This is a genomic window from Kitasatospora sp. NPDC093550 (genome assembly GCF_044764985.1).
In the GTDB taxonomy this organism is placed as follows: Bacteria; Actinomycetota; Actinomycetes; order Streptomycetales; family Streptomycetaceae; genus Kitasatospora.
Genome location: NZ_JBIWJF010000002.1, coordinates 473899 through 493187, shown reverse-complemented (window position 1 = coordinate 493187; position 19289 = coordinate 473899). Strand labels below are relative to the sequence as shown.

The window sequence follows — 19289 nt, the reverse complement described above, 5'->3', positions numbered from 1 at the left end:
CCACCCGCCGACCCGTCTTACCCGTCCCACCGACCACCAGCACGACACCGGCATCCGTCGCCAGATCCACCACACCAGCCATCACGATCACCCTCATTCGAAGACACGGAGGAATCACAGGAGTCCGACGGACCGGGGCACCGTTCGCGTTCGCCGCGCTCCTGGCGTCCGATCGGTTCGTCGTCGTGGCACCATTCAAATCCCCCCGGGTCGGGCGGACCATAGCCACCGCACTCAGCTCCATGCGCGAGCGTCTACACCGCCGCTCACCTGCGGCGATCCGCCCACCCACGGCTGCCGTCGTACTCGCGGCCGAGGTCCACCGCCACCCACCACAACACACCCCACCCCGGCCCGGAAGTTCTTTCCAGGCCCCCTCGACCCCTCCTCGACCGCCTTCGGAAACGGCCGCGAATTCCGTACGGAGGAGATCTGCGGCGGAATGCGGATTGCCTGCGGTGAATGACGGACGGCCCGGGCGGGCGCCCCGGGCCGTCCGGAGGAACGAAAAAGAGCCGGGGCCGACGCGTTCACGCGTCGACCCCGGCTCCAGCAGTAGCGGGGACAGGATTTGAACCTGCGACCTCTGGGTTATGAGCCCAGCGAGCTACCGAGCTGCTCCACCCCGCGTCGGTGAGATCAGCTTAGGCGATGACGGCCCGAACGCGAAATCGGTTTCCCGGCGGCACTGGGCTCCACGGCTGCGTCGGCACTGTCGGTTGATCTCCAGCAGTCGAGTAGCAGCCTTCCGAAACGCGTCAGCAGCCCCTGCCGTCGGTGGCGACCAGTCCCGGGAGCCCCTCGATCATCCGGCGCCTCTCGCACACAGTGCGATCCTCCGTCACCAGGACGGCTCGGCCTACGACCGGGGTGGCCGCAGGGCGCCGGCGATGACGGTGGCCACCATCTTGCGGACGGCGGCGGTCTGCGGCGGGGCGCTTGTCCGGTCGGCGAACAACAGGTGCCCGGCCCCGACGAGGGTGGGGGCGAGTGTGTCGACGTCGGCGTCGCCGGCCAGGCGTCCCAGCTCCCGCTCGGCGGTGAGGTATGCGGCGATCATGGCGGTGCCTTGCACGGCCAGTGGGATGCCGGTCAGACCGGCCTCGCGCAGCCGGGCGCGGAGGCCGTCGCGGAAGGTGATGAGCGCGAGGGTCGCCACCGTGACCGGACCGAACAGGTCCCGCAGGGCGTCGGCGAGGTTGTCCACCACGCTCCCGGTGCCGGCGGCGGCACGCAGAGTCGTGGTGCGGTCCTCGATGCCGCGGACGCGGTCGAGGACCAGTTCCGCCAGGAAAGCGTCGAAGTCGGTGAAGTGCCGGTGCAGCACACCCTTGGCACAGTTCGCCTCCTCCGTGACCGCCCGGCTGGTCAACGCGTCGGGCCCGCCCCGGAGCAGGACACGCTCGGCGGCTTCGAACAACTGGCCGCGCACGTTGTGGATGTGCACCCCTGACGGCATCGTCTCCCCTTTCCGCGCCGCCCGCCTTAACAAGTGGGCGACCGCCCATTAGTGTGGGCGCATGCCCACTTTATCGCAGGGACAGCCGGACGAGTCCGGCCCCGAGCCCCACCGCCACCGGCAGACAGCCGAGTCCTTCGGCGTGGACGCCGAACGCTACGACCGCGCCCGACCGCCGTATCCCCGGGCCCTGGTCGACAGGATCATCGAGGCAAGCCCCGGCCGACACGTCCTCGACGTCGGAGCCGGGACCGGTATCGAGGCCCGGCAGTTCCAGGCAGCCGGCTGCACGGTGCTCGGCGTCGAACCCGACGAGCGGATGGCGGCCTTTGCGCGACGCAGCCGTGTCGAGGTCGAGGTCGCCAGGTTCGAGGACTGGCAGCCGGCCGGGCGACAGTTCGACGCGGTCATCGCCGGCACCGCCTGGCACTGGGTGGACCCGGTCGCCGGCGCGACCAAGGCAGCCCAGGTGCTCCGGCCCGGAGGCCGACTGGCCCCGTTCCACCACGTCCCCCAGCTCCCGGTCGAGGTGATCGACGCCCTCGCCGAAGCACTCCGACGGGTCGCCCCCGATTCCCCGTTCAACCCCGGCCTGCTGAGAGGATCGGCCCTGGACGCCTACCAGCCACTGTTCGCGAAAATCGCCGACGGGATCCGCCGGACCGGCGGCTTCAGTGAGCCGGAACAGTGGCGCTTCGCCTGGGAACGCACCTACACCCGAGACGAGTGGCTCGACCAGATCCCCACCTTCGGCGGCCTCACCCGACTCGCCGCAGACACCATGGCGGAAGTCCTGGACAGCGTCGGAACCGCGATCGACAAGCTCGGCGGCCACGCCACCATGCCCTACACATCCGTCGTGATCACTTCGACCCGCTCCCGTACGGCCTGACCGGAGCAACCGTCGGGCGTCGCCGGGCGCGAGCAGACTGATGAACTCGGCGACGCCTCCCGGGGGGTGGGGCAGGTTGTCCCGCTCCTCGCACGGACGTCATACCAGCGGTCCGTCCCGGCGGAGGGCGACCGACCGATTACTCTCTGCCGCCGGACGGAATGTTCAGGGTTGTCCGTACGATCCAACAACATTCTGGACCAGGGGAGTTCGACGGTGAGCCGATCCCGGTCGGCCCGGAAACAGTGACACTCCGTTGTTTGTCCGGGCCGGGTGGGGGTAGGCGGCGGGGCCGAGGAGCGGCTCTCCTGCGGGAGAGGGCCGGGGCCGTTCAGGGACTCTGCCAGGGACATCGACCATGAACAACGCCAAGCTTGCCGTCGCTCTCGGCGGGGGCTACCTCCTCGGGCGCCTGCACAAGGCCCGATGGGCGCTGGCTCTCGCGGGCATGGCGGCGGGGAAACGTCTGAGCGCCAACCCCGGGGTGCTCTTCGGTGACGTGCTGGAATCGTCGCCCCAGCTTCGTAAGCTGGCCGGCGACGTGCGCGGCGAACTCACCAAAGCCGGGAAGAAGGCCGCCATCGCCGCAGCGAGCAACCGGGTCAGCGCGCTGACCGACCAGTTGCAGCAGCGGACCGAGGACCTGCGGGCGGGAACCGACCGCCGCAGGGAGGAATCGGAGGAGCACGACGCCGAGGATCCGTCCGGGGAAGAGTCCCGGGAGGACCAGGACCAGGAGCAGGAACAGGACCAGGACCAGGACCAGGACCAGGACCAGGAGAGCAACGGCGACGAGGCCGAGGAGAAACCGCGGCCGTCCCGCTCCCGGCAGCCCGCGTCCCGCTCAAGGACCTCGTCCACGCGCCGCGCGACCCCGGCGGCGACCAAGCCACGGGCGTCCGCGTCCTCGACGAGAGCGTCCTCGACGAGAGCGTCCGCGTCCTCGACGAAGAAGGCCACCCCGTCACGTTCCCGCACCGCCGATAGCGGCGGCACCACGCGCAAGAGCACGGCCTCCTCGCGGCGGCCGACGGGCAAGTCGGGTGAGTCGAAGGCTCCCGCGAAGAAGGCCGCCGCCCCGCGCAAGACGACGGCTGCGAAGAAGACGGCTTCGGCCACGCCCCGCAAGACCGCGGCTTCCTCGACGTCCGCGCGCAAGAGCACCGCGGCGTCGACGGCGAAGAAGGCCAGTGCCCCCGCGGCTCGCAAGACCACGAGCACCCGTGCCTCGTCGGCGCGCAAGAAGGGGTGACGACGATGGCTGAGCAGACCAAGAAGGACCAGGGCCCGACGGGACTGGGGGACGTCCTGGAGGCCCTTCCCACCGACGAGTTGAAGGAGCAGGCCCGCGAGTTCGCGGCCGCTGCGGGCGAACGGGCCGTGGCGGCGGTGAGCGACAAGGTCACCGACCTCACCGGTCGCCTGACCGACTTCGCGGAGAACGGCGGCAGCCTGCTGGGCGGCGGCGGTGACGGCGGCGGAGGTGGAGGGTCGTCTCCGATGCGGATGCTGCTGGGGGCCGGCGCCGCGGGGTTGAAGCAGGTGGTCGGCAACAAGCTCACCGGGGGTGGCGGCGGAAAGGGTGGAAAGGGCGGAAAGCTCAAGATCACCAACATCGTCGAGGAGATCGACGTCGGGGTCCCCGTGCGCGTGGCCTACAACCAGTGGACCCAGTTCCAGGACTTCCCCCGCTTCACCAAACGGCTGGAGAACGTCGAGCAGGAGTCCGACCAGAAGATCGCGTGGAAGGCCGGGATCTTCCTGTCCCACCGCAGGTGGGAGTCGACGATCATCGAACAGGTACCGGACGAATTGATCGTCTGGCGCTCCAAAGGCGAGAAGGGCCACGTCGACGGCGCGGTCACCTTCCACGAGCTGGCGCCGAACCTGACCAGGATCCTCCTCGTGCTGGAGTACCACCCGCAGGGCCTGTTCGAGCGCGTGGGCAACATCTGGCGGGCCCAGGGCCGGCGGACACGCCTGGAGCTCAAGCACTTCCGCCGCCACGTCATGACCCACACCATCCTCGACCCGGACTCGGTCGAGGGCTGGCGCGGGGAGATCCGCGACGGCGACGTCGTCCGCTCCCACGAGGACGCCCTGGAGGAGGAGCGCGCCGACGAGGAGTACGACGAAGACGACGAGCGGAACGAGCCGGACGACGAGGCCGACGAGGCCGACGAGGCCGACGAGGAGCCGCAGGACGAGGAGGAGTCCGAGGCCTACGACGAGGACGAGCCCGACGACGAACCCGAGGACGAAACCGAAGGCGAGGACGAACCCGAGGACGAGGACTGGGAGGACGAACCGCCGGAGGACGAGTACGACGACGAGGAGCCCGAGGACGGCTCCGACGACGAGGACGCGTACGAGGACGAGGAAGAGCCGCAGGACTACGACGAGGAAGAGGAACCCGAGGAGTACGACGAGGAGGGCGACGGCGCCGACGACGAGTACGACGAGGACGAGGACCAGGACGCCTACGAAGAGGACGACGCCGAGGACGAGGACGACCAGGAGCCCGGCCCCTCGCCCGACGGCGAACGGACCGGCCGGCGGTCCCGCAGGCGCGTACCGGCAGGGGCGCGGTGATCCGTCATGACCGTCGCCCCGCACACCGGCCACTACCTGGACCGGCCTTCGTCGAGCGGTCTGGTCGACGTCATCGACCTGATCCTCGACAAGGGCCTGGTCATCGACATCTACATCCGCGTCTCCCTGGTCGGCATCGAGCTACTGACCATCGACGCGCGCATCGTCGTCGCGAGCGTCGACACGTACCTGCGGTTCGCCGAGGCGGTCAACCGCCTGGACCTGAAGGAGGACAAGAGCGAGGGCCTGCCCGAACTGATGCAGGACATGACCCGGGGCGGCGCACGGCACAAGACGAAGGGCGCGCTCGAAGGCGTCAAGGAATCGGTGGGCGACGTGATCGGCCGGGTCGGGGGGGACGACGAGGAGGAGCCCGAGCCCCGGGAGCGGCCCCGGCCCCGCTCGCGCACCCAGCGCAGGGAGCGTGAGTGATGAACGGCCGCACCCCCACCGACGGGCGGGCCTGCTACGTGTACGGGATCGTGCCGGCGGACGCCGACACCTCGGGGCTGGAGGGGATCGGCGACCCGCCCGCGCCGGTGAGACCGCTGCGGCACCGGGGCCTCGCGGCACTCGTCAGCGAGGTGGTGGTCGACGGCCCGCTGGGTACGGCGGCCGACCTCCGCGGCCACGCCCGGGTGCTGGACACCCTGGCCGCCCGCGGCGCCGTGCTGCCGCTGCGCTTCGGCGCGGTGGTCCGCGACGCGGAAGCCGTCACCGACGAACTGCTCGCCCCGAACGAGGAGGCGTTCCTGGACGCGCTGCAGGAGCTGCGTGACACAGCCCAGTTCACCTTGCGCGCCACCTACCGGCAGGAGCGCGTGCTGCGCGAGGTGCTCGCCGACCGCGAGGACATCGCCGGACTGCGCGAGGAGGTGGCGGCTCTCCCGGAGGAGGCCACCTACTACCAACGGGTCCGGCTCGGCGAGTTGATCGCGGGGGAGATCGCCGCCCGCCGCGAGTCCGACACCGCGGACGCCCTGGAACGCCTGTCGCCGCTCGCCGTCGCGGTCCGTGCGGCATCGGCCGCCGACGCGGCCGGTGACCAGGCGGTCAGCGCCTCGTTCCTCGTCGCCAAAACCAGCTGGACCGCGTTCGAGGCGGCCGCCGAGGAGCTGGCCCGGGACTGGGCGGAGCGCACCACGATGCGGTTGCTGGGCCCGCTCGCCCCCTACGACTTCGCCTCCGACGCCGTCGACGCCGTCGACGCCGTAGCCGACAGCCGGCCCAGCGGGGCCGGCGCCCGGTCGGCGGAGCGGGGAGACTCGTCATGGGCCTGATCAGCGGGCTGCTCACCCTTCCGCTGGCCCCCGTGCGCGGGGTCATCTGGGTGGCGGAGCGGCTCTCCGAGCAGGCCCGTCGGGAGCTGACCGATCCGGCCGTCATCCGCGCCCGGCTGGGGGAGGTGGAGGCCGCCCGCGCGAGCGGCACGATCAGCGACGAGGATGCCACCGCGCAGGAGGAGGAACTCGTCCGGCGCCTGTGGCAGGCCAAGGGCCCCACCGGGGGGCTGGAGGTGTAGGACCGTGCCCGAACACGAGCCGCGCCCCCGCCGCCCGGCACCGCCGCGGGACGCCGACGAGCGCCCGCCGCGCCGCACCACGGCGCGCGCCGATCCCGACCGGCCCCGGCGGCGTCCACCGCCGCCGCCCGAGCAGGAGGACGAGGCTCCGGCCCCGCGTCGCCGTCGCCCGCCCGATGCACCGCCGCGCACCGCGCACCGTCGCCGCCCCGAATCGTCGGAGGGAAGCGAACCGCCGGCCGAGCGCCGGCACCACGCGGCCACCGGCACCCGCCGGGCCGAGCCGGAACGGCTCACCGCCCGCGGCGCCGCCGCGCGAGCGGCCGACTGCGTCCAGGAACTCACCGGGCGCAGCGCGGAGGGCATCACGTCGCTCAAGCGCACCGAGGACGGCTGGCAGGTGGGGGTGGAGGTCCTGGAGGCCCGTCGCATTCCCGACTCGACCGACATCCTGGCCGAATACGGGGTCGTGCTGGATGCGGACGGCGAACTCGTCTCCTACCGGCGGAACCGCCGGTACCACCGGGGACGGGCCAACGAGGAGCTGTCATGACCGAGTTGAGCGGATACGGCGGCGCCGGCCCGCTGTCGCACCTGCCGAGGACGTCCGCGGCGCCGCAGTCCGCGAATCTGGCCGATCTGCTCGAACGCGTCCTGGACAAGGGCATCGTCATCGCCGGGGACATCCGGATCAACCTCCTCGACATCGAGCTGCTCACGATCAAGATCCGCCTGCTCATCGCCTCCGTCGACCGGGCCCGCGAGATGGGCATCGACTGGTGGGAGCACGACCCGAGCCTCTCCTCCGGCCAGCGCGACCTCGCCGCCGAGAACCGGCTCCTGCGTGAGCGCCTCGGCCGGCTCGAAGCCGCCCACGGCCTTCCCGCCCGCGCGGAGACCGCCGACGGAGAGCACGCGGTGGAGCCGGAACCGGACGACGAGACGGACCGCCCGCCGGCCCGCAAGGCCGCTCGTACCCGGCGCACCCCCCGGAACTCCTCATGAGCACCCAGCCGCCCACCTACACCTGGCTCTACGCGGTCACCGTCACCGGTGCCGACCACCCCGTGCCGCCCGGCCTGACCGGTGTGGCCGGCGAAGCGCTGCACGTCGTCGCCGCGACGGGGCTGAGCGCGCTGGCCGGCGCGGTGCCCCGCACGGACTTCGACGAGGAGCCCCTGCGGGCGCGGCTGGAGGACGCCGCCTGGCTGGAGCGCGCCGTCCGCACCCACCACCACGTGGTCGACACCCTCGCCCGCACCGCCCCGGTGCTGCCGCTGCGCTTCGCCACCCTCTACCGCGACGACCGGCGGGCCGCCGCCATGCTCGACGAACACCGCGACGAGCTGCTGGCCTCACTCCGGCGCACGGCGGACCGCGTCGAATGGGGCGTCAAGGCCTACCTCGCGCCGACCGGTCCACCGACCGGCGCCTCCGCCGGAGGTGCCGACGCCGGGAGTACCGACGCCGGGAACGCCGACGCCGGGAGTACCGACGCCGCAGGTGGGGGCACGCCACCGGATCCCGCGGACCGCCCGGGCACGGCCTACCTGCTGCGCCGCCGGGCCCACCGCCGCCTGCAGGAGCAGGCCCTCCGCCAGGCCGCGGACGACGCCGTGCGCGTCCACGCCGCGCTCGCACGGTCGGCCGTCGAGGCCGTGCACCACCCGCTCCAGCCGCCCGAGGCCACCGGCCGCGCCGAGCAGATGGTCCTCAACGGCGCCTACCTCGTCGAGCAGGCCCGCACGGCCGCCTTCCACGAGGCCGTCGAGGCGTTGTCCGCCCGCTTCCCGGGCCTGCTCCTGGAGACGACCGGCCCCTGGCCGCCCTACTCCTTCACCACCACGCCCCGGGAGGAGGAGCCGCGATGACCGCCCGTCCCCCGCCCTCCGCCCCGTGGCCCGACCTCTCGTCCGCGCCGTCCGCGCCGTCCGCGCCGTCCGGCCTGTCGCCCGCCGTGCCCGAGCGGAACGTGGCCCTGGTCGACCTGCTCGACCGCCTCCTGGCCGGCGGCGTGGTGATCGCCGGTGAGATCACGCTGTCCATCGCCGACGTCGACCTGGTCCGCATCAGCCTGCGCGCCATGATCGCCTCGGTGCGGGCCGCCCTCCAACCCGACGCCCCGGGCGCCGAGGACGGGGAGCCGACGTGAGGCCGCCTGATCCCCCGCCACACGCGGTGGCACCGCGCCCGACCAGCGGCCGCCGCGTGCCGCTGGAGCCCGAGACCGTCGCCCGCGACCTCACCTGCCTGGTCCTGGCCCTGGTCGAGCTCGTCCACCAGCTGATGGAGCGCCAAGCCCTGCGCCGGATCGAGCAGGGAGACCTCGACGACGACCGGATCGAAGCACTGGGCCTGACCCTGATGGCCCTGGAACAGCGCATCGACGACCTGCGCGAGCACTTCGGCCTCACCCCAGAGGACCTCAACATCGATCTCGGCCCGCTCGGCCCCCTCCTCGCCCCCGACTGACCCACCACGCCGATCCGCGCCGTACGAATCCCCTCGTCACAGGCGTGGACACCCCGACACCGGGCACACGCCGAAGTGCAACCCGCCTCCGCGAACGGAGTGCGGCACCGAGCCGGGCACGCGCCGTGCCCGGACGCCCTTCCACAAGGGAGCCGTCCCATGCTGATACTCGTCCTCGTTCTGCTGCTGGCCCTGGTCCTGGCCGGCGCCGGCTTCGCCATCCACGTCCTGTGGTGGCTCGCCCTGGCCGTCCTGGTCCTCTGGGTCGTCGGGTTCTTCGTCGCCGGGGGAGGCCGCAACCGCCACGCCCGCTGGTACCGATGGTGACCGGCCCCGGCGCGGGTCAGCCCGTGGTCCAGCGCCTCGGAGCCGCCCTGCGCCGGGAACGCGAGGCCTACGATCCCGGCGGTGACCGGCCGATCGGCGGCTACGTCGCCGTCATGGCCACGTACGTCGGCGGGATCTCCGCCCTCACCGCCGTCGTACGGCGCAGCGGCCGGCCGCTCCCCGCGCCCGGGCCGTGGGACGTCCTGCTGACGGCCGGCGCCGTCCACCGCCTCTCCCGCGTCCTCGCCAAGGATCCCGTCACCAGCCCGTTCCGGCTGCCGTTCACCCGCTTCCGCGGCCAGGCGGGCCCCGCCGAACTGGATGAGGACGTCCGGGGTTCGGGAGTGCGCCGTACCGTCGGCGAACTCGTCACCTGCCCGTTCTGCGTCGGCCTGTGGGTCGCCACCGCGGTGACCGGTGCTCAGGTGTTCGCCCCCAGGGCGACCAGACTGGCCTGCTCGGGCCTCACCGCGCTCACCGTCGCCGACTTCCTGCACTTCGCCCGGGCCGGCCTGCACGAGCACGTCGACTGACCCGCCCGCCCCGCCGGCCGGCGAACCCCGGTCAGCGAAGGGGCAGGCGGGTTCAGTTCTCGTCCTCCAGGCGAATCGCCTCCTCCAGCGACTCGACCGCCTTGTCGGTGTGCCCGCTCCGCTGCTCCAGCAGGGCGGCGGCGATGGCGTCGAGCTTGCGCTGGATGGCGTGTTCGGCCCGCCGTTCGGCGTTCTTCAGCAGGGCGAGCAGCAGCAGCGTGACGGCCGTCATCAGATCGCCGACCAGCAGCTGCCACCCGAGCGACAGGCCCGCGGCATGGACGGCCACGAAGGCGGCGACCAGGAGCAGGCACAGCAGGAAGAACGCCGGTGAGCTGGTGAGGTTCGAGGCGTGCTCGGCCACGCGTTCGAAGCGCCCGCGGCCGGCGGTCGCACGTTCGGCGGGATGCCGGAAGGACATGGATGTCGGCTTCCCCGGGGGCGGGCGTCAGTCCTCGACGGGCTGGTCGGGCTCCCGCGGTGCCTTCTGCTCGGCGACCGGTGTGCCCGCCCTGACCGTCTTCACGGTGGCGGCCTCCGCCGCCGACCGCTCAGCCGGCTTCCGCTCCTCGGGCTGGTCCGTGTCGTGTCGGTCCGTGCGGTGTCGGCCCGTACCGTGCCGCCTCGTGTCGTGCCGGCCCGTGTCCTGCCGGCCCGTGTCGTGGTGCAGCGGAACGCCTCCGGCTCCTCCCTGCGGGATGTCGTCCATCATCGGTACTCCTCCGTGCGTAGCGCGCGCCGTGGCTGCCGCCTCCGTGCGCGGCCGTCCGTGGTCACCGACGGGGGAAGCCTCCCGGACCCCTCCGGCTACCCGGCGGCGCGCAGCGGAAACCCCGACGTGGTCGACGGAGACCCTCGCCGCAGGAGGGCCGGCCGCTGGGCACCGACCGGACGGCAGCCGCCCCCTCGGGTCGGTGGACGCGAGGGGGCGGTGGTACGGCTTCCGGGGTCCGGGTCAGCCGTAGGGCGGGTCTGACAATTCCCGCCGGGCGCGCGACGCCGGGGCACGCACCTCGCCGCGTTGTCGTCGGTCGCCGATGGCCCCCAGCCTTCGGCCGGGAGGTGCCCCCACCGCAGTGGCTCCCTCCTCCGCCTTGCGATGCACGCACCCCAACGCCGCAGGCTGATCCGACGCGAATTGTCAGACCCGCCCTAGTGGTTGCGGATGTTGTCGGCACCCAGGTCTCGGCCGCCCGGATCGACGGCTCGCCGGTCTGCACCCGCGAGACTCCGCCGCCCACCGACGCCGGCCTCCCCGACACGTCACCGGCCCGCACTCCGGGCAGTGCGCGGAGCTCTGATCCGGCACACCGGCGCCCGGGAGGCGGGTCTGCGAAACCCCCGCCGCCCGGGTGCCGCCGTGTGATGGGATGAGCCCTTCGCCACTGATCCCACTCCCCACCCAGCCCTGGGAGGCCGTCATGTCCCCGACCCCGCAGGAGATCTTCCAGCGCTACGTCCACGCCGGACCGCTGACCCGCGACGCCGACGCCCTCGCCGAACTCTTCACCGAGGACGGCGTCTTCGAGGCACCGCTGCTGCCCGAGGGCACCTCCCTCCCCCGGCGCGTCGTGGGCCGCGAGGCGATCCGCACCGCGATGGCCGCGCACTACGCGTACCAGCCGGCGGAGAAGCGGACTCCGAACCTCCAGAAGTCCCGGTACGTGCTGCACACCACCGCCGACCCGGAGGTGTTCATCGCCGAGATCGACACGGCCTTCGACGACGGGGACGGCGACGGCGAGGACGCCGTCGTCTCGCTGGTCCAGATCTTCCGCGTCCGCGACGGCAGGATCGCCCGGCTGCGCGACTACTTCTCCCCCGCCCTGGTGAACTGACGGCCCGCCGGGGAACGTAGACGGACATCACCCGCCCCTCCCCTTCCCGGGCGGCCTTCCAGGTCGGCACCGTCGAGCCGGGCGGCCGACTGCCGTGCGGGCGCCCCGGTCGCGGTCGGAATCACCGCGACCGGGCGCCCTGGACGCGTCGACAGGTCCGTGGCCCGGTCGACCGGGCCGCGGTCCCCGCTGACGGAGCGCCGTGTCCCCGCCCGCAACGGGTGAGCATGTGCGCACGGATGGGTCCTACGATGGGCGGATGAGCACCGGCACCGATCTGGCAGATGCACACCGCTCGCAGCAGCGGTCCGAGGAGCGCCTGGACGTCGCGGCGTCCGTGCTGGCGCTGCTGGCCGACCGCACCCGGCTCGCGCTGCTGGAGCGGCTCGGCCGGGGCGAGGCGGACGTCACCACGCTGACCGAGGCCACCGGCGCCGCCCGGCCGTCGGTCAGCCAGCACCTGGCCAAGCTGCGCCTCGCGGGGCTGGTGGCCACCCGCAAGGAGGGGCGGCGGGTGGTGTACTCGCTGCACCACGGGCACCTGCGCCGGCTGGTCGACGAGGCGCTGAACGTCGCCGACCACCAGATCGGGCACCTGCCGCCGCACGACTGACGCCTCCCGCGCCTGGCCCTCCGCGTGCCCGCCCCTCCCCCGCCGGACGGGCTCGGGGGCGGCGTCCTCCATAGGTGCACAGGTACGCACATATTGAATAGAATGGGCCGACCACGCCACTGCGGATCGGGACGGGGCCCATGCTGTCCGTGCTGCGCAACCGCGCCTATCGCCACCTCTTCACCGCCCAGGTCGTCGCCCTCGTGGGCACCGGCCTGGCCACCGTCGCGCTGTCCCTGCTGGCGTACCGGATCGCGGGGAGCGACGCCTCGGCGGTGCTCGGCACCGCGCTGGCGATCAAGATGGTCGCCTACGTGACCGTCGCCCCCGTCGCCGGTGCGCTCGCCGGGCGGGTACCCCGGCGGGCCCTGCTGGTCGGGATGGACCTCACCCGGGCCGGGGTGGCGCTCACCCTGCCGTTCGTCGACCGGGTCTGGCAGGTCTACGCGCTGGTCTTCCTGCTCCAGGCGGCCTCCGCCGCCTTCACCCCGACCTTTCAGGCCGTCATCCCGGACGTGCTGCCCGCCGAGCGCGACTACACCGACGCGCTGTCGCTGTCCCGGCTCGCCTACGACCTGGAGTCGCTGTTCAGCCCGGCGCTCGCCGCGCTCCTGCTCTCGGTCGTCTCGTACGGCTGGCTGTTCGCCGGGACGACGGTCGGCTTCCTCGCCTCGGCCGCGCTGGTCGTCTCGGCCGCCCTGCCCAAGCCCGTCCCGGTCGGGCGCACCGGGGGCATCCGCGCCAGGTCGGCCTTCGGCACCCGCCTGTTCCGGGCCACGCCCCGGCTGCGGGCGCTGCTCGCCCTCGACCTCGCGGTCGCCGCCGCCGGGGCCATCGTGTTCGTCGACACCGTCAACCTCGTCCGCGACCACTTCCACCGGACCGCCGGGGCCGTCTCGCTCGCCCTCGGCGCCTACGGTGTCGGCTCGATGCTCACCGCGCTGCTGCTGCCCCGCCTGCTGGGCCGGGTCGGCGACCGCGCGGTGATGCTGCCCGCCGCCTTCGCCCTGCCGGCCGTGCTCGCCGCCGTCAGCGCGATCGCCGCCGCCCCGGCCGGGGCGGGGACGTGGCCGGCCCTGCTCGCCGCCTGGGCCCTGGTCGGCGCGGGCAGCTCCGCCGTCCTCACCCCGGGTGGGCGGCTGATCCGCCGCTCGGCCGCCGACGCCGACCTGCCCGCCGCGTTCGCCGCCCAGTTCTCGCTCTCCCACGCCTGCTGGCTGCTCACCTACCCGCTGGCCGGCTGGCTGGCGGCGGCCGCCGGACTGCCCGTCACCGCCGCCGTCCTCGGCGCGCTCGCGCTCGCCGCCGCCGGCGGAGCCCTCGCCCTGTGGCCCGCCCGCGACCCCGACGCACTGGAGCACCGGCACACCGACTTGCCCGCCGGCCACCCCCACCTCCGGGGCGCGCACCCGGCCCTGGCCGGCGGCTGGCAGCACGACCACCACTACGTCATCGACCAGCACCACCACCGCTGGCCCCGGCCGTCCGGCACCCGCGCGACGGCCGGCTGACCCGGCGCCCGCACTCCCGCTCGGCGGCCTCCCTCGACGGCGGAAAACCGGTGGATGCGAGACCCCGAGGGTGTTAGCAATGTGACATGCTACAAGGCACCCACCTCACCCTCCGGGCCCGGCACGAGGCCGACGTCCCCGTCCTCCAGGCCGAGCTGTACGACGACGTGGCGACCCGCTCCCGGGCCGACTCCCGCCCCTGGCGGCCCCTTCCGCCCGGCGCGGCACACTCCCCGTACGCGGTCGCCGAGCCCTCCGAGGAGGCCGCCTGCTTCTCCGTGGTCGAGACGGCCACCGGGGAGCTCGCCGGGGAGGCGCTGCTGTGGGGCATCGACACCCACAACCGCGCCGCCCACGTCGGCCTCGCGCTGCGGCCCGGCCACCGGGGGCGCGGGTTCGCGGCCGACGTCCTGCGGGTGCTCTGCCGCTACGCCTTCCCCGTGCTCGGCCTGCGGCGACTGCAGCTGGAGACGCTCGCGGACAACGCGCCGATGCTCCGCGCCGCGGCCACCGCGGGCTTCACCGTGGAGGGACGACTGCGCCGATCCGCCTGGGCGAACGGGGAGTTCCTCGACCAGGTGGTGCTCGGCCTGCTCGCCGAGGAGTGGCGGGGGTGACTCGGCGGACGCGACCGGGGTGACCGGACCGCACCGTCACCGGACCGCGGCCCACCGGAACGCCGGACTGCCCGCCGCGTCGGCGGGCAGTCCGGGCTCCGGCCGGCCGCCGCTCTTACCGCAGGACGCCGTGGACGGCCTCCGGGTCGGTCGGGGACAGGCGGGCGGAGGTGCCGGTCGCGGGTGCGGCCTTGGCGGTGGCGGGCGGCGGGGTCACGTACACCGGGTCGGGGTCGGCCTCGGGGGCGCAGGTCTTGGCGATCCGCCCCTTGCCCTGGGGCAGGCTGCCGTCGCGCAGGTAGGCGGTGAAGGTGTCGTCCAGGCAGGCGTTGCCGTGGAAGAGGATCTCGTGGAAGCTGCCGCCGTTCTGGACGACCAGCTTGGAACCGGGCAGCGCGTCGTGCATGGCCAGCCCGCCCTCGTACGGGGTGGCGGCGTCCTCGGTGGCCTGGAAGAGCAGGACCGGGGGCAGGCCCTTGCCGGTGATCTTCAGTCGGCCGGCCGGGTTGCCCTGGTACGGCCAGAACATGCAGGCGGCATTGTACCACATGTTGTTATAGGTGTAGAAGGGGGCGACGGCGTCCACCTTGGCCTGGTCCTTCTTCCAGACCTCCCAGTCGCGCGGCCAGGCGTTCTCGGTGCACTGCGCCGCGTTGTACGCCGGGAAGGCGCCGTCGTCCGGACCCGGGGCCGCGTACCGGTTGTAGGCGATGTTCAGCGGGCGGCTGTCGTGCTGGGTGAGGTACGCGGAGAGCACGGTGGCCATCCGGGGCCAGCGCAGGAAGTTGTAACCGCCGCCGTAGAAGGTGTCCTCGAACTCGGCCGGGCCGATCCTGCCGGGGGCCGGGGCGGCGTCCACCGGGTCCTTGCGCAAGGCGTCCTCGACCTGGTGGTAGGCCCGCTCGACGGCGGCCGCGTCGGTGCCCAGGTGGTAGACCGAATCGGCCTTGGCGGTCCAGGCCGCGAAGGCCTCGAAGCGGCGCTGGTGCTCCTTGTCCTGCAGGATGTTGTGGTCGTACCAGCTGATGGTCGGTCCGACGATGCTGTCCAGCACCATCCGGCGCACGTGCGAGGGGAACAGCTGGCCGTAGGTGGAGCCCAGCGAGGTGCCCCAGGACCCGCCGTAGAAGTTGATCTTCTGGACGCCGAGCGCCCGCCGGATGCTGTCCATGTCGCGCGCGTTGTCGACGGTGGTCATGTGCGGCAGCAGCCAGGACCAGTCCGCCGCGCAGTCGGCGGCGTAGCCGGCCGCCTTCTTCAGCCACGCCTTGGCCGTGCCCTGGCCGACCTGGTAGTCGGGGCGCTCGGCGTCGAAGTAGTGGGCGTCGCAGACCACATGGGGGTCGCTGCCGTTGGTCCCGCGCGGGTCGAAGCCGATCCAGTCGTAGGTCGAGGCGACGTCGGCCGGGAGCTTGCTCGCGATCGAGACCGGCATCCAGAGCCCGGAGTCGCCGGGGCCGCCGGGATTGAGCAGGATCGGGCCCTGCTGCTTGTCCTTGGGCGCGGTCGCGGGGAGCCGGTTCAGCTTGACGGCGATCTTGCGCCCGTGCGGGTCGGCGTAGTCCACCGGCACGTCGAGCATGGCGCACTGCAGCGCGGGGGTGGTGGCGTCGTCGCAGGAGCTCCAGACCAGCTTCCCCTGGCCGGTGTCAGCCAGGTCGGCGCCGTCCGGCCCGGCGGCGGAGGCGGAGGTTCCGCCGAGGGCGGCGACGGCCGTGACGGCCGCGAGCAGGGCGATGGCTTTTCTCATGGGGAGCATGATGTGACATGTGCAATGGCACATCCAGGGGGCTGACCGGAATTTACCAAGCTTTGACCACATCAGTCTGATAGATCATCAGACTTTCAACCCTCCAGGCAGGTTGTCCGTGCGGGCACTCACGATCCGTGGCTAGCATCGGGAACGCATTCCGTTCGAGCGCTAATCGCCTGGGAGGGGCGGCGCCGGGCGGGACCCCGACAGGAGACTCCCTTGCACGTGTCCCACAAGCACGTCCACCCCGTCAGCGACCGCCCCACCGCGGCCGACCTCGCCCTGCCACCCGCCCTGCCCTACCCGGACGGCTGGTCCGCCCTCGCCTTCTCCGCCGAACTCAAGCCCGGCACCGTCGTCACCCGCCAACTGGCCGGCGAGGACGTCGTGTTGTACCGGCTGCGGAACGGGCGGCTGCGCGCCGTCCGCCCGTACTGCCCGCACCTCGGCGCCCACCTCGGCCTGGCGGCGGTCGAGGGCGACGACCTGGTCTGCCCCTTCCACCGCTTCGCCTTCGACGCCGAGGGCCGCTGCGTGCGGACCGGCTACGGCACCCCGCCGCCCAGGGCCGCACTGACGCACCTGCCGGTGCGCGAGGTGAACGAGGCCGTCTTCGTCTGGCGCCACCACGACGGCCGGGAGCCGGACTGGGAGATCCCGTCCTGGCACGTGCTCGGCGACGGGCGGCAACCACTGCGGTACGCCTCCTTCGAGATGCCCGGCTACGCCCAGGACGTCATGGAGAACTCCTTCGACCTGGGCCACTTCGTCACCCTGCACGGTTGGCCGCAGGGCGAGTTGGCGGCCCCGGTGGAGTTCGACGGCCCCCGCTTCCACATCTCCATGCGGGTCCAGGAGACCTTCCCGCTGCTCGGGATGCGGCAGGTCGACGTCGAAGTGGACGGGTACGGCCTGACCGCCCTGCACACCGACGTGCGCACGCCCTCGCTCGGCCTGGAGATCTGCTCGCTGGTGATGGCCACCCAGGTCGCCCCCGCCCGGATGCAGTTGCGGCAGGCCGGCCGCTTCGTCATGCGCGAGCCGGCCGGCCTCACCCCGGCCGTCGCCCGGACGGTCAGCCGCGCGGTGACGGCGCTGCTCGCGGGCCCGATGTTCAAGCGCAACCTCGAGTTCACCTCGGCCGACTTCCCGATCTGGTCCACCAAGACGTACCAGTCCCCGCCCCGGCTCGCCGCCGGCGACGGGCCGATCGGCGCGATGCGGCACTGGGCCCGGCAGTTCTACCCGCCGGACCAGCGGGCGCACCTCCCCGGACCGGGCCCGGCCGCCGCGAACGGCGGGTCGGACGGACGGACGGACGGCGTCCCCGACGGCACGGCCGACGGCCCCGCCGGCGACACCGTCAACGGCACCCCCGGTGGCACGGCCGCCGGCGTCGCCCGAGGCTGAACGGCGGCGAAGGGCGCTGAGCGGCGCTGAGCGGCCCCTGCCCGACCCCCGTACGGCGCACCGGACGGTACCGTCTGGCGTGCAGTACGGGGCGGGCGTGGAGGGGAGTCGGCATGGAGGCACTGGAGGACGGGGATCCGCGGCAGGTGGGCGAGTACCGCCTGCTGCGCAGACTCGGTGCGGGCGGGATGGGCCGGGTGTACCTGGGCCGCACGGCGGGCGGGCGCACGGTGGCCGTCAAGCTGGTGCACGACGAGTACGCGGCGGACCGGGAGTTCCGGGTGCGCTTCCGCAACGAGGTGGCCGCCGCCCGGCGGGTCGGCGGGCGGTGGACGGCCCCGGTCCTGGACGCGGACACCGAGGGCGCCCGGCCGTGGGTGGCCACCGGGTACGTGGCCGGCCCCTCGCTGAGCACCGCCGTACGGGACTTCGGCCCGCTGCCCGAGGCCGCCGTCCGCTCGCTCGGGGTGGGGCTGGCCGAGGCCCTGCGGGCCGTGCACGCACGGGGATTGGTGCACCGGGACGTCAAGCCGTCGAACGTGCTGCTGGCGCTGGACGGACCACGGCTGATCGACTTCGGGATCACCCGGGCACTCGACGCGGCGACCGCGCTCACCCGCTCCGGGTTCATGGTCGGCTCCCCCGGCTACCTCTCCCCCGAGCAGGCCGAGGGCCGCAGCGTCGGGCCCGCCTCGGACGTCTTCTCGCTCGGCGCCGTGCTGGCCCACGCGGCCACCGGTACCCCGCCGTTCGGCTCCGGCGTCAGCGCGGCCGTGATGCTCTACCGGGTGCTGCACCAGGAGCCCGAACTGGCGATCGCCGACCAGGAGTTGAAGTCCCTCGTAGCGGACTGCCTGGCCAAGGACCCGGACCGCCGTCCCACCCCCGAGCAGCTACGCGATCGGCTGACGGCCCAGGACCCGGACGCGGGCGAGCGCTTGGGGCGGCGGGACTGGCTGCCGCCCGCGGTCGCCGCCACGCTGGCCGCCCTCGCGGTCGAACTGCTGGACCTGGACGGCGACTCGCCCGCGCCGCCGGCTCCCCGACCGGCGACTCCGTCGGGCCGGTTCGGACCACCCGCGCAGCTCGGACCGCCGACGGCCTCCGTCCCGCCCGCGCCGCCCGCCCCGCAGGGCCGGTTCGGCCCGCCGGTGCCCTGGACCGCCCCGCCCCCGCCCTCGGCGGCGACCGCCGCCCCGGCGCCGACCGCTCCCCGCCGTACCGGACCGGGCACCCTGCTCCTCGCCGCCGTCCTGGCCGCCGCGGTGGCCGGCGCCGCGGTGTTCCTCGCCACCCGCGCCACCGGGACGTCCACCCGCGACCAGGGGCAGCCGACCCCGTCGGCGCCCACCACCGCGGCGACGGCCGACGGCGCGATCCCCGCGGCCTTCCTGGGCACCTGGCAGGGCACGCTCGGCAGCGAACAGACCTTCCTGAAGCCCGACTTCACGATCACGCTGAGCCAGGGCCGCCCGAACGACCCGGTCGCCCAGATCCACAACAACGAGGGCATCGGCACCCGTTACTGCGACGCCGTCGCCAATCTGGTCCAGGCCACCGCCGACCGGGTGGTGCTGCGCACCGCCCCGATGAACTCGCTCAGCGGCTGCGCTGCCGACCCGCACGACCAGGTGTACACCCGCAATCCGGACGGCAGTCTGCACCTGCTGGTCGGCGGCTTCTCGGGCGATCTGCGGAAGAGGTAGCGGAGACCCAGCCCTTCACCCCCGCAACTCCGGCCCCGTCCGGC

General features: G+C 73.4%; 22 protein-coding genes and 1 tRNA gene. 19 read left to right on the top strand and 4 right to left on the bottom strand.

Annotated features, from left to right (window positions below):
- Window positions 1–556: 556 nt before the first annotated feature.
- Together ACIRD3_RS05410 and ACIRD3_RS05405 are read right to left on the bottom strand one after the other, a co-directional pair.
- A tRNA-Met gene (locus tag ACIRD3_RS05410) sits at window positions 557–630 on the bottom strand.
- A 229-nt stretch (window positions 631–859) separates the two neighbouring features.
- On the bottom strand, window positions 860–1459 hold the full coding sequence (locus ACIRD3_RS05405; RefSeq protein ID WP_402211934.1) for a TetR family transcriptional regulator: 600 nt from the start codon (window positions 1457–1459) through the stop codon (window positions 860–862).
- Between the two features lie 61 nt (window positions 1460–1520).
- Here ACIRD3_RS05405 and ACIRD3_RS05400 point away from each other — a divergent pair, with 61 nt between their 5' ends.
- The 13 genes from ACIRD3_RS05400 to ACIRD3_RS05340 all read left to right on the top strand — a co-directional run bounded on the left by ACIRD3_RS05400 (window position 1521) and on the right by ACIRD3_RS05340 (window position 9797).
- Entirely contained in the window at window positions 1521–2351 is an 831-nt protein-coding gene (locus ACIRD3_RS05400) for a class I SAM-dependent methyltransferase (protein ID WP_402211932.1), read from the top strand.
- Window positions 2352–2709: 358 nt separating this feature from the next.
- On the top strand, window positions 2710–3603 hold the full coding sequence (locus ACIRD3_RS05395; RefSeq protein WP_402211929.1) for a hypothetical protein: 894 nt from the start codon (window positions 2710–2712) through the stop codon (window positions 3601–3603).
- A gap of 5 nt (window positions 3604–3608) precedes the next feature.
- On the top strand, window positions 3609–4943 hold the full coding sequence (locus ACIRD3_RS05390) for an SRPBCC family protein (RefSeq protein WP_402211926.1): 1335 nt from the start codon (window positions 3609–3611) through the stop codon (window positions 4941–4943).
- Between the two features lie 6 nt (window positions 4944–4949).
- Window positions 4950–5375: a gas vesicle protein GvpJ gene (gene gvpJ, locus ACIRD3_RS05385; RefSeq protein ID WP_402211923.1), complete on the top strand. Its 426-nt coding sequence runs from the start codon at window positions 4950–4952 to the stop codon at window positions 5373–5375.
- Window positions 5375–6223, top strand: a complete 849-nt coding sequence (locus ACIRD3_RS05380; RefSeq protein ID WP_402211921.1) for a GvpL/GvpF family gas vesicle protein — start codon at window positions 5375–5377, stop codon at window positions 6221–6223. Before gvpJ ends, ACIRD3_RS05380 begins: the two co-directional genes overlap by 1 nt.
- Entirely contained in the window at window positions 6214–6465 is a 252-nt protein-coding gene (gene ccmI / locus ACIRD3_RS05375; protein ID WP_402211918.1) for a c-type cytochrome biogenesis protein CcmI, read from the top strand. Before ACIRD3_RS05380 ends, ccmI begins: the two co-directional genes overlap by 10 nt.
- Before the next feature lie 4 nt (window positions 6466–6469).
- Window positions 6470–7018, top strand: coding sequence for a gas vesicle protein GvpO (gene gvpO / locus ACIRD3_RS05370; protein ID WP_402211915.1), 549 nt, complete (start codon window positions 6470–6472; stop codon window positions 7016–7018).
- Window positions 7015–7470 (top strand): gas vesicle protein, encoded by a 456-nt coding sequence (locus tag ACIRD3_RS05365; RefSeq protein WP_402211912.1) that lies wholly within the window; start codon window positions 7015–7017, stop codon window positions 7468–7470. The genes gvpO and ACIRD3_RS05365 overlap by 4 nt, the downstream gene beginning before the upstream one ends.
- The gene (locus ACIRD3_RS05360; protein ID WP_402211909.1) at window positions 7467–8336 is read left to right on the top strand and encodes a GvpL/GvpF family gas vesicle protein; all 870 of its coding nucleotides are present in this window, start codon (window positions 7467–7469) and stop codon (window positions 8334–8336) included. Before ACIRD3_RS05365 ends, ACIRD3_RS05360 begins: the two co-directional genes overlap by 4 nt.
- Window positions 8333–8617, top strand: coding sequence for a gas vesicle protein (locus tag ACIRD3_RS05355; RefSeq protein ID WP_402211906.1), 285 nt, complete (start codon window positions 8333–8335; stop codon window positions 8615–8617). Before ACIRD3_RS05360 ends, ACIRD3_RS05355 begins: the two co-directional genes overlap by 4 nt.
- 56 nt (window positions 8618–8673) lie before the next feature.
- A complete protein-coding gene (locus ACIRD3_RS05350; protein WP_402211903.1) occupies window positions 8674–8937 on the top strand; it encodes a gas vesicle protein K in 264 nt (87 codons plus the stop codon).
- Window positions 8938–9096: 159 nt separating this feature from the next.
- Entirely contained in the window at window positions 9097–9264 is a 168-nt protein-coding gene (locus tag ACIRD3_RS05345; RefSeq protein WP_402211900.1) for a hydrophobic protein, read from the top strand.
- Window positions 9258–9797 carry a DUF1360 domain-containing protein gene (locus ACIRD3_RS05340; RefSeq protein ID WP_402211897.1) on the top strand — a complete coding sequence of 180 codons (540 nt, stop codon included), beginning with the start codon at window positions 9258–9260 and terminating at the stop codon, window positions 9795–9797. Before ACIRD3_RS05345 ends, ACIRD3_RS05340 begins: the two co-directional genes overlap by 7 nt.
- 52 nt (window positions 9798–9849) lie before the next feature.
- Here ACIRD3_RS05340 and ACIRD3_RS05335 read toward each other — a convergent pair whose 3' ends face one another.
- Entirely contained in the window at window positions 9850–10218 is a 369-nt protein-coding gene (locus ACIRD3_RS05335; RefSeq protein WP_402211895.1) for a low affinity iron permease family protein, read from the bottom strand.
- A 1000-nt stretch (window positions 10219–11218) separates the two neighbouring features.
- On the opposite strand from ACIRD3_RS05335, the gene ACIRD3_RS05330 reads away from it, so the two are divergent.
- From ACIRD3_RS05330 to ACIRD3_RS05315, 4 genes are all read left to right on the top strand, one after another.
- Window positions 11219–11635 (top strand): nuclear transport factor 2 family protein, encoded by a 417-nt coding sequence (locus tag ACIRD3_RS05330; RefSeq protein ID WP_402211892.1) that lies wholly within the window; start codon window positions 11219–11221, stop codon window positions 11633–11635.
- A 259-nt stretch (window positions 11636–11894) separates the two neighbouring features.
- On the top strand, window positions 11895–12248 hold the full coding sequence (locus ACIRD3_RS05325) for an ArsR/SmtB family transcription factor (RefSeq protein ID WP_402211889.1): 354 nt from the start codon (window positions 11895–11897) through the stop codon (window positions 12246–12248).
- Window positions 12249–12388: 140 nt separating this feature from the next.
- Window positions 12389–13759 (top strand): MFS transporter, encoded by a 1371-nt coding sequence (locus tag ACIRD3_RS05320; protein ID WP_402211886.1) that lies wholly within the window; start codon window positions 12389–12391, stop codon window positions 13757–13759.
- An 86-nt stretch (window positions 13760–13845) separates the two neighbouring features.
- Window positions 13846–14376, top strand: coding sequence for a GNAT family N-acetyltransferase (locus tag ACIRD3_RS05315; protein WP_402211883.1), 531 nt, complete (start codon window positions 13846–13848; stop codon window positions 14374–14376).
- Window positions 14377–14491: 115 nt separating this feature from the next.
- Here the strand turns inward: ACIRD3_RS05315 and ACIRD3_RS05310 are convergent, their stop codons facing one another.
- Window positions 14492–16126, bottom strand: a complete 1635-nt coding sequence (locus ACIRD3_RS05310; RefSeq protein WP_402211880.1) for an alpha/beta hydrolase — start codon at window positions 16124–16126, stop codon at window positions 14492–14494.
- A 222-nt stretch (window positions 16127–16348) separates the two neighbouring features.
- Here ACIRD3_RS05310 and ACIRD3_RS05305 point away from each other — a divergent pair, with 222 nt between their 5' ends.
- Entirely contained in the window at window positions 16349–17539 is a 1191-nt protein-coding gene (locus tag ACIRD3_RS05305; protein WP_402211877.1) for a Rieske 2Fe-2S domain-containing protein, read from the top strand.
- A 113-nt stretch (window positions 17540–17652) separates the two neighbouring features.
- A complete protein-coding gene (locus ACIRD3_RS05300) occupies window positions 17653–19245 on the top strand; it encodes a serine/threonine-protein kinase (RefSeq protein WP_402211874.1) in 1593 nt (530 codons plus the stop codon).
- Window positions 19246–19289: the final 44 nt, after the last annotated feature.

Excerpts from the sequence above, each read along its gene's own strand:
- ACIRD3_RS05340 (WP_402211897.1), top strand. The coding sequence starts at position 9,258 with ATGGTGACCGGCCCCGGCGCGGGTCAGCCCGTGGTCCAGCGCCTCGGA.
- ACIRD3_RS05380 (WP_402211921.1), top strand. The coding sequence starts at position 5,375 with ATGAACGGCCGCACCCCCACCGACGGGCGGGCCTGCTACGTGTACGGG.
- ACIRD3_RS05345 (WP_402211900.1), top strand. The coding sequence starts at position 9,097 with ATGCTGATACTCGTCCTCGTTCTGCTGCTGGCCCTGGTCCTGGCCGGC.
- gvpJ (WP_402211923.1), top strand. The coding sequence starts at position 4,950 with ATGACCGTCGCCCCGCACACCGGCCACTACCTGGACCGGCCTTCGTCG.
- ACIRD3_RS05310 (WP_402211880.1), bottom strand. The coding sequence starts at position 16,126 with ATGAGAAAAGCCATCGCCCTGCTCGCGGCCGTCACGGCCGTCGCCGCC.
- ACIRD3_RS05390 (WP_402211926.1), top strand. The coding sequence starts at position 3,609 with ATGGCTGAGCAGACCAAGAAGGACCAGGGCCCGACGGGACTGGGGGAC.
- ACIRD3_RS05335 (WP_402211895.1), bottom strand. The coding sequence starts at position 10,218 with ATGTCCTTCCGGCATCCCGCCGAACGTGCGACCGCCGGCCGCGGGCGC.
- ACIRD3_RS05395 (WP_402211929.1), top strand. The coding sequence starts at position 2,710 with ATGAACAACGCCAAGCTTGCCGTCGCTCTCGGCGGGGGCTACCTCCTC.
- ACIRD3_RS05360 (WP_402211909.1), top strand. The coding sequence starts at position 7,467 with ATGAGCACCCAGCCGCCCACCTACACCTGGCTCTACGCGGTCACCGTC.
- ACIRD3_RS05405 (WP_402211934.1), bottom strand. The coding sequence starts at position 1,459 with ATGCCGTCAGGGGTGCACATCCACAACGTGCGCGGCCAGTTGTTCGAA.
- ACIRD3_RS05365 (WP_402211912.1), top strand. The coding sequence starts at position 7,015 with ATGACCGAGTTGAGCGGATACGGCGGCGCCGGCCCGCTGTCGCACCTG.
- ACIRD3_RS05300 (WP_402211874.1), top strand. The coding sequence starts at position 17,653 with ATGGAGGCACTGGAGGACGGGGATCCGCGGCAGGTGGGCGAGTACCGC.
- ccmI (WP_402211918.1), top strand. The coding sequence starts at position 6,214 with ATGGGCCTGATCAGCGGGCTGCTCACCCTTCCGCTGGCCCCCGTGCGC.
- ACIRD3_RS05330 (WP_402211892.1), top strand. The coding sequence starts at position 11,219 with ATGTCCCCGACCCCGCAGGAGATCTTCCAGCGCTACGTCCACGCCGGA.
- ACIRD3_RS05355 (WP_402211906.1), top strand. The coding sequence starts at position 8,333 with ATGACCGCCCGTCCCCCGCCCTCCGCCCCGTGGCCCGACCTCTCGTCC.
- ACIRD3_RS05320 (WP_402211886.1), top strand. The coding sequence starts at position 12,389 with ATGCTGTCCGTGCTGCGCAACCGCGCCTATCGCCACCTCTTCACCGCC.
- ACIRD3_RS05315 (WP_402211883.1), top strand. The coding sequence starts at position 13,846 with ATGCTACAAGGCACCCACCTCACCCTCCGGGCCCGGCACGAGGCCGAC.
- ACIRD3_RS05400 (WP_402211932.1), top strand. The coding sequence starts at position 1,521 with ATGCCCACTTTATCGCAGGGACAGCCGGACGAGTCCGGCCCCGAGCCC.
- ACIRD3_RS05325 (WP_402211889.1), top strand. The coding sequence starts at position 11,895 with ATGAGCACCGGCACCGATCTGGCAGATGCACACCGCTCGCAGCAGCGG.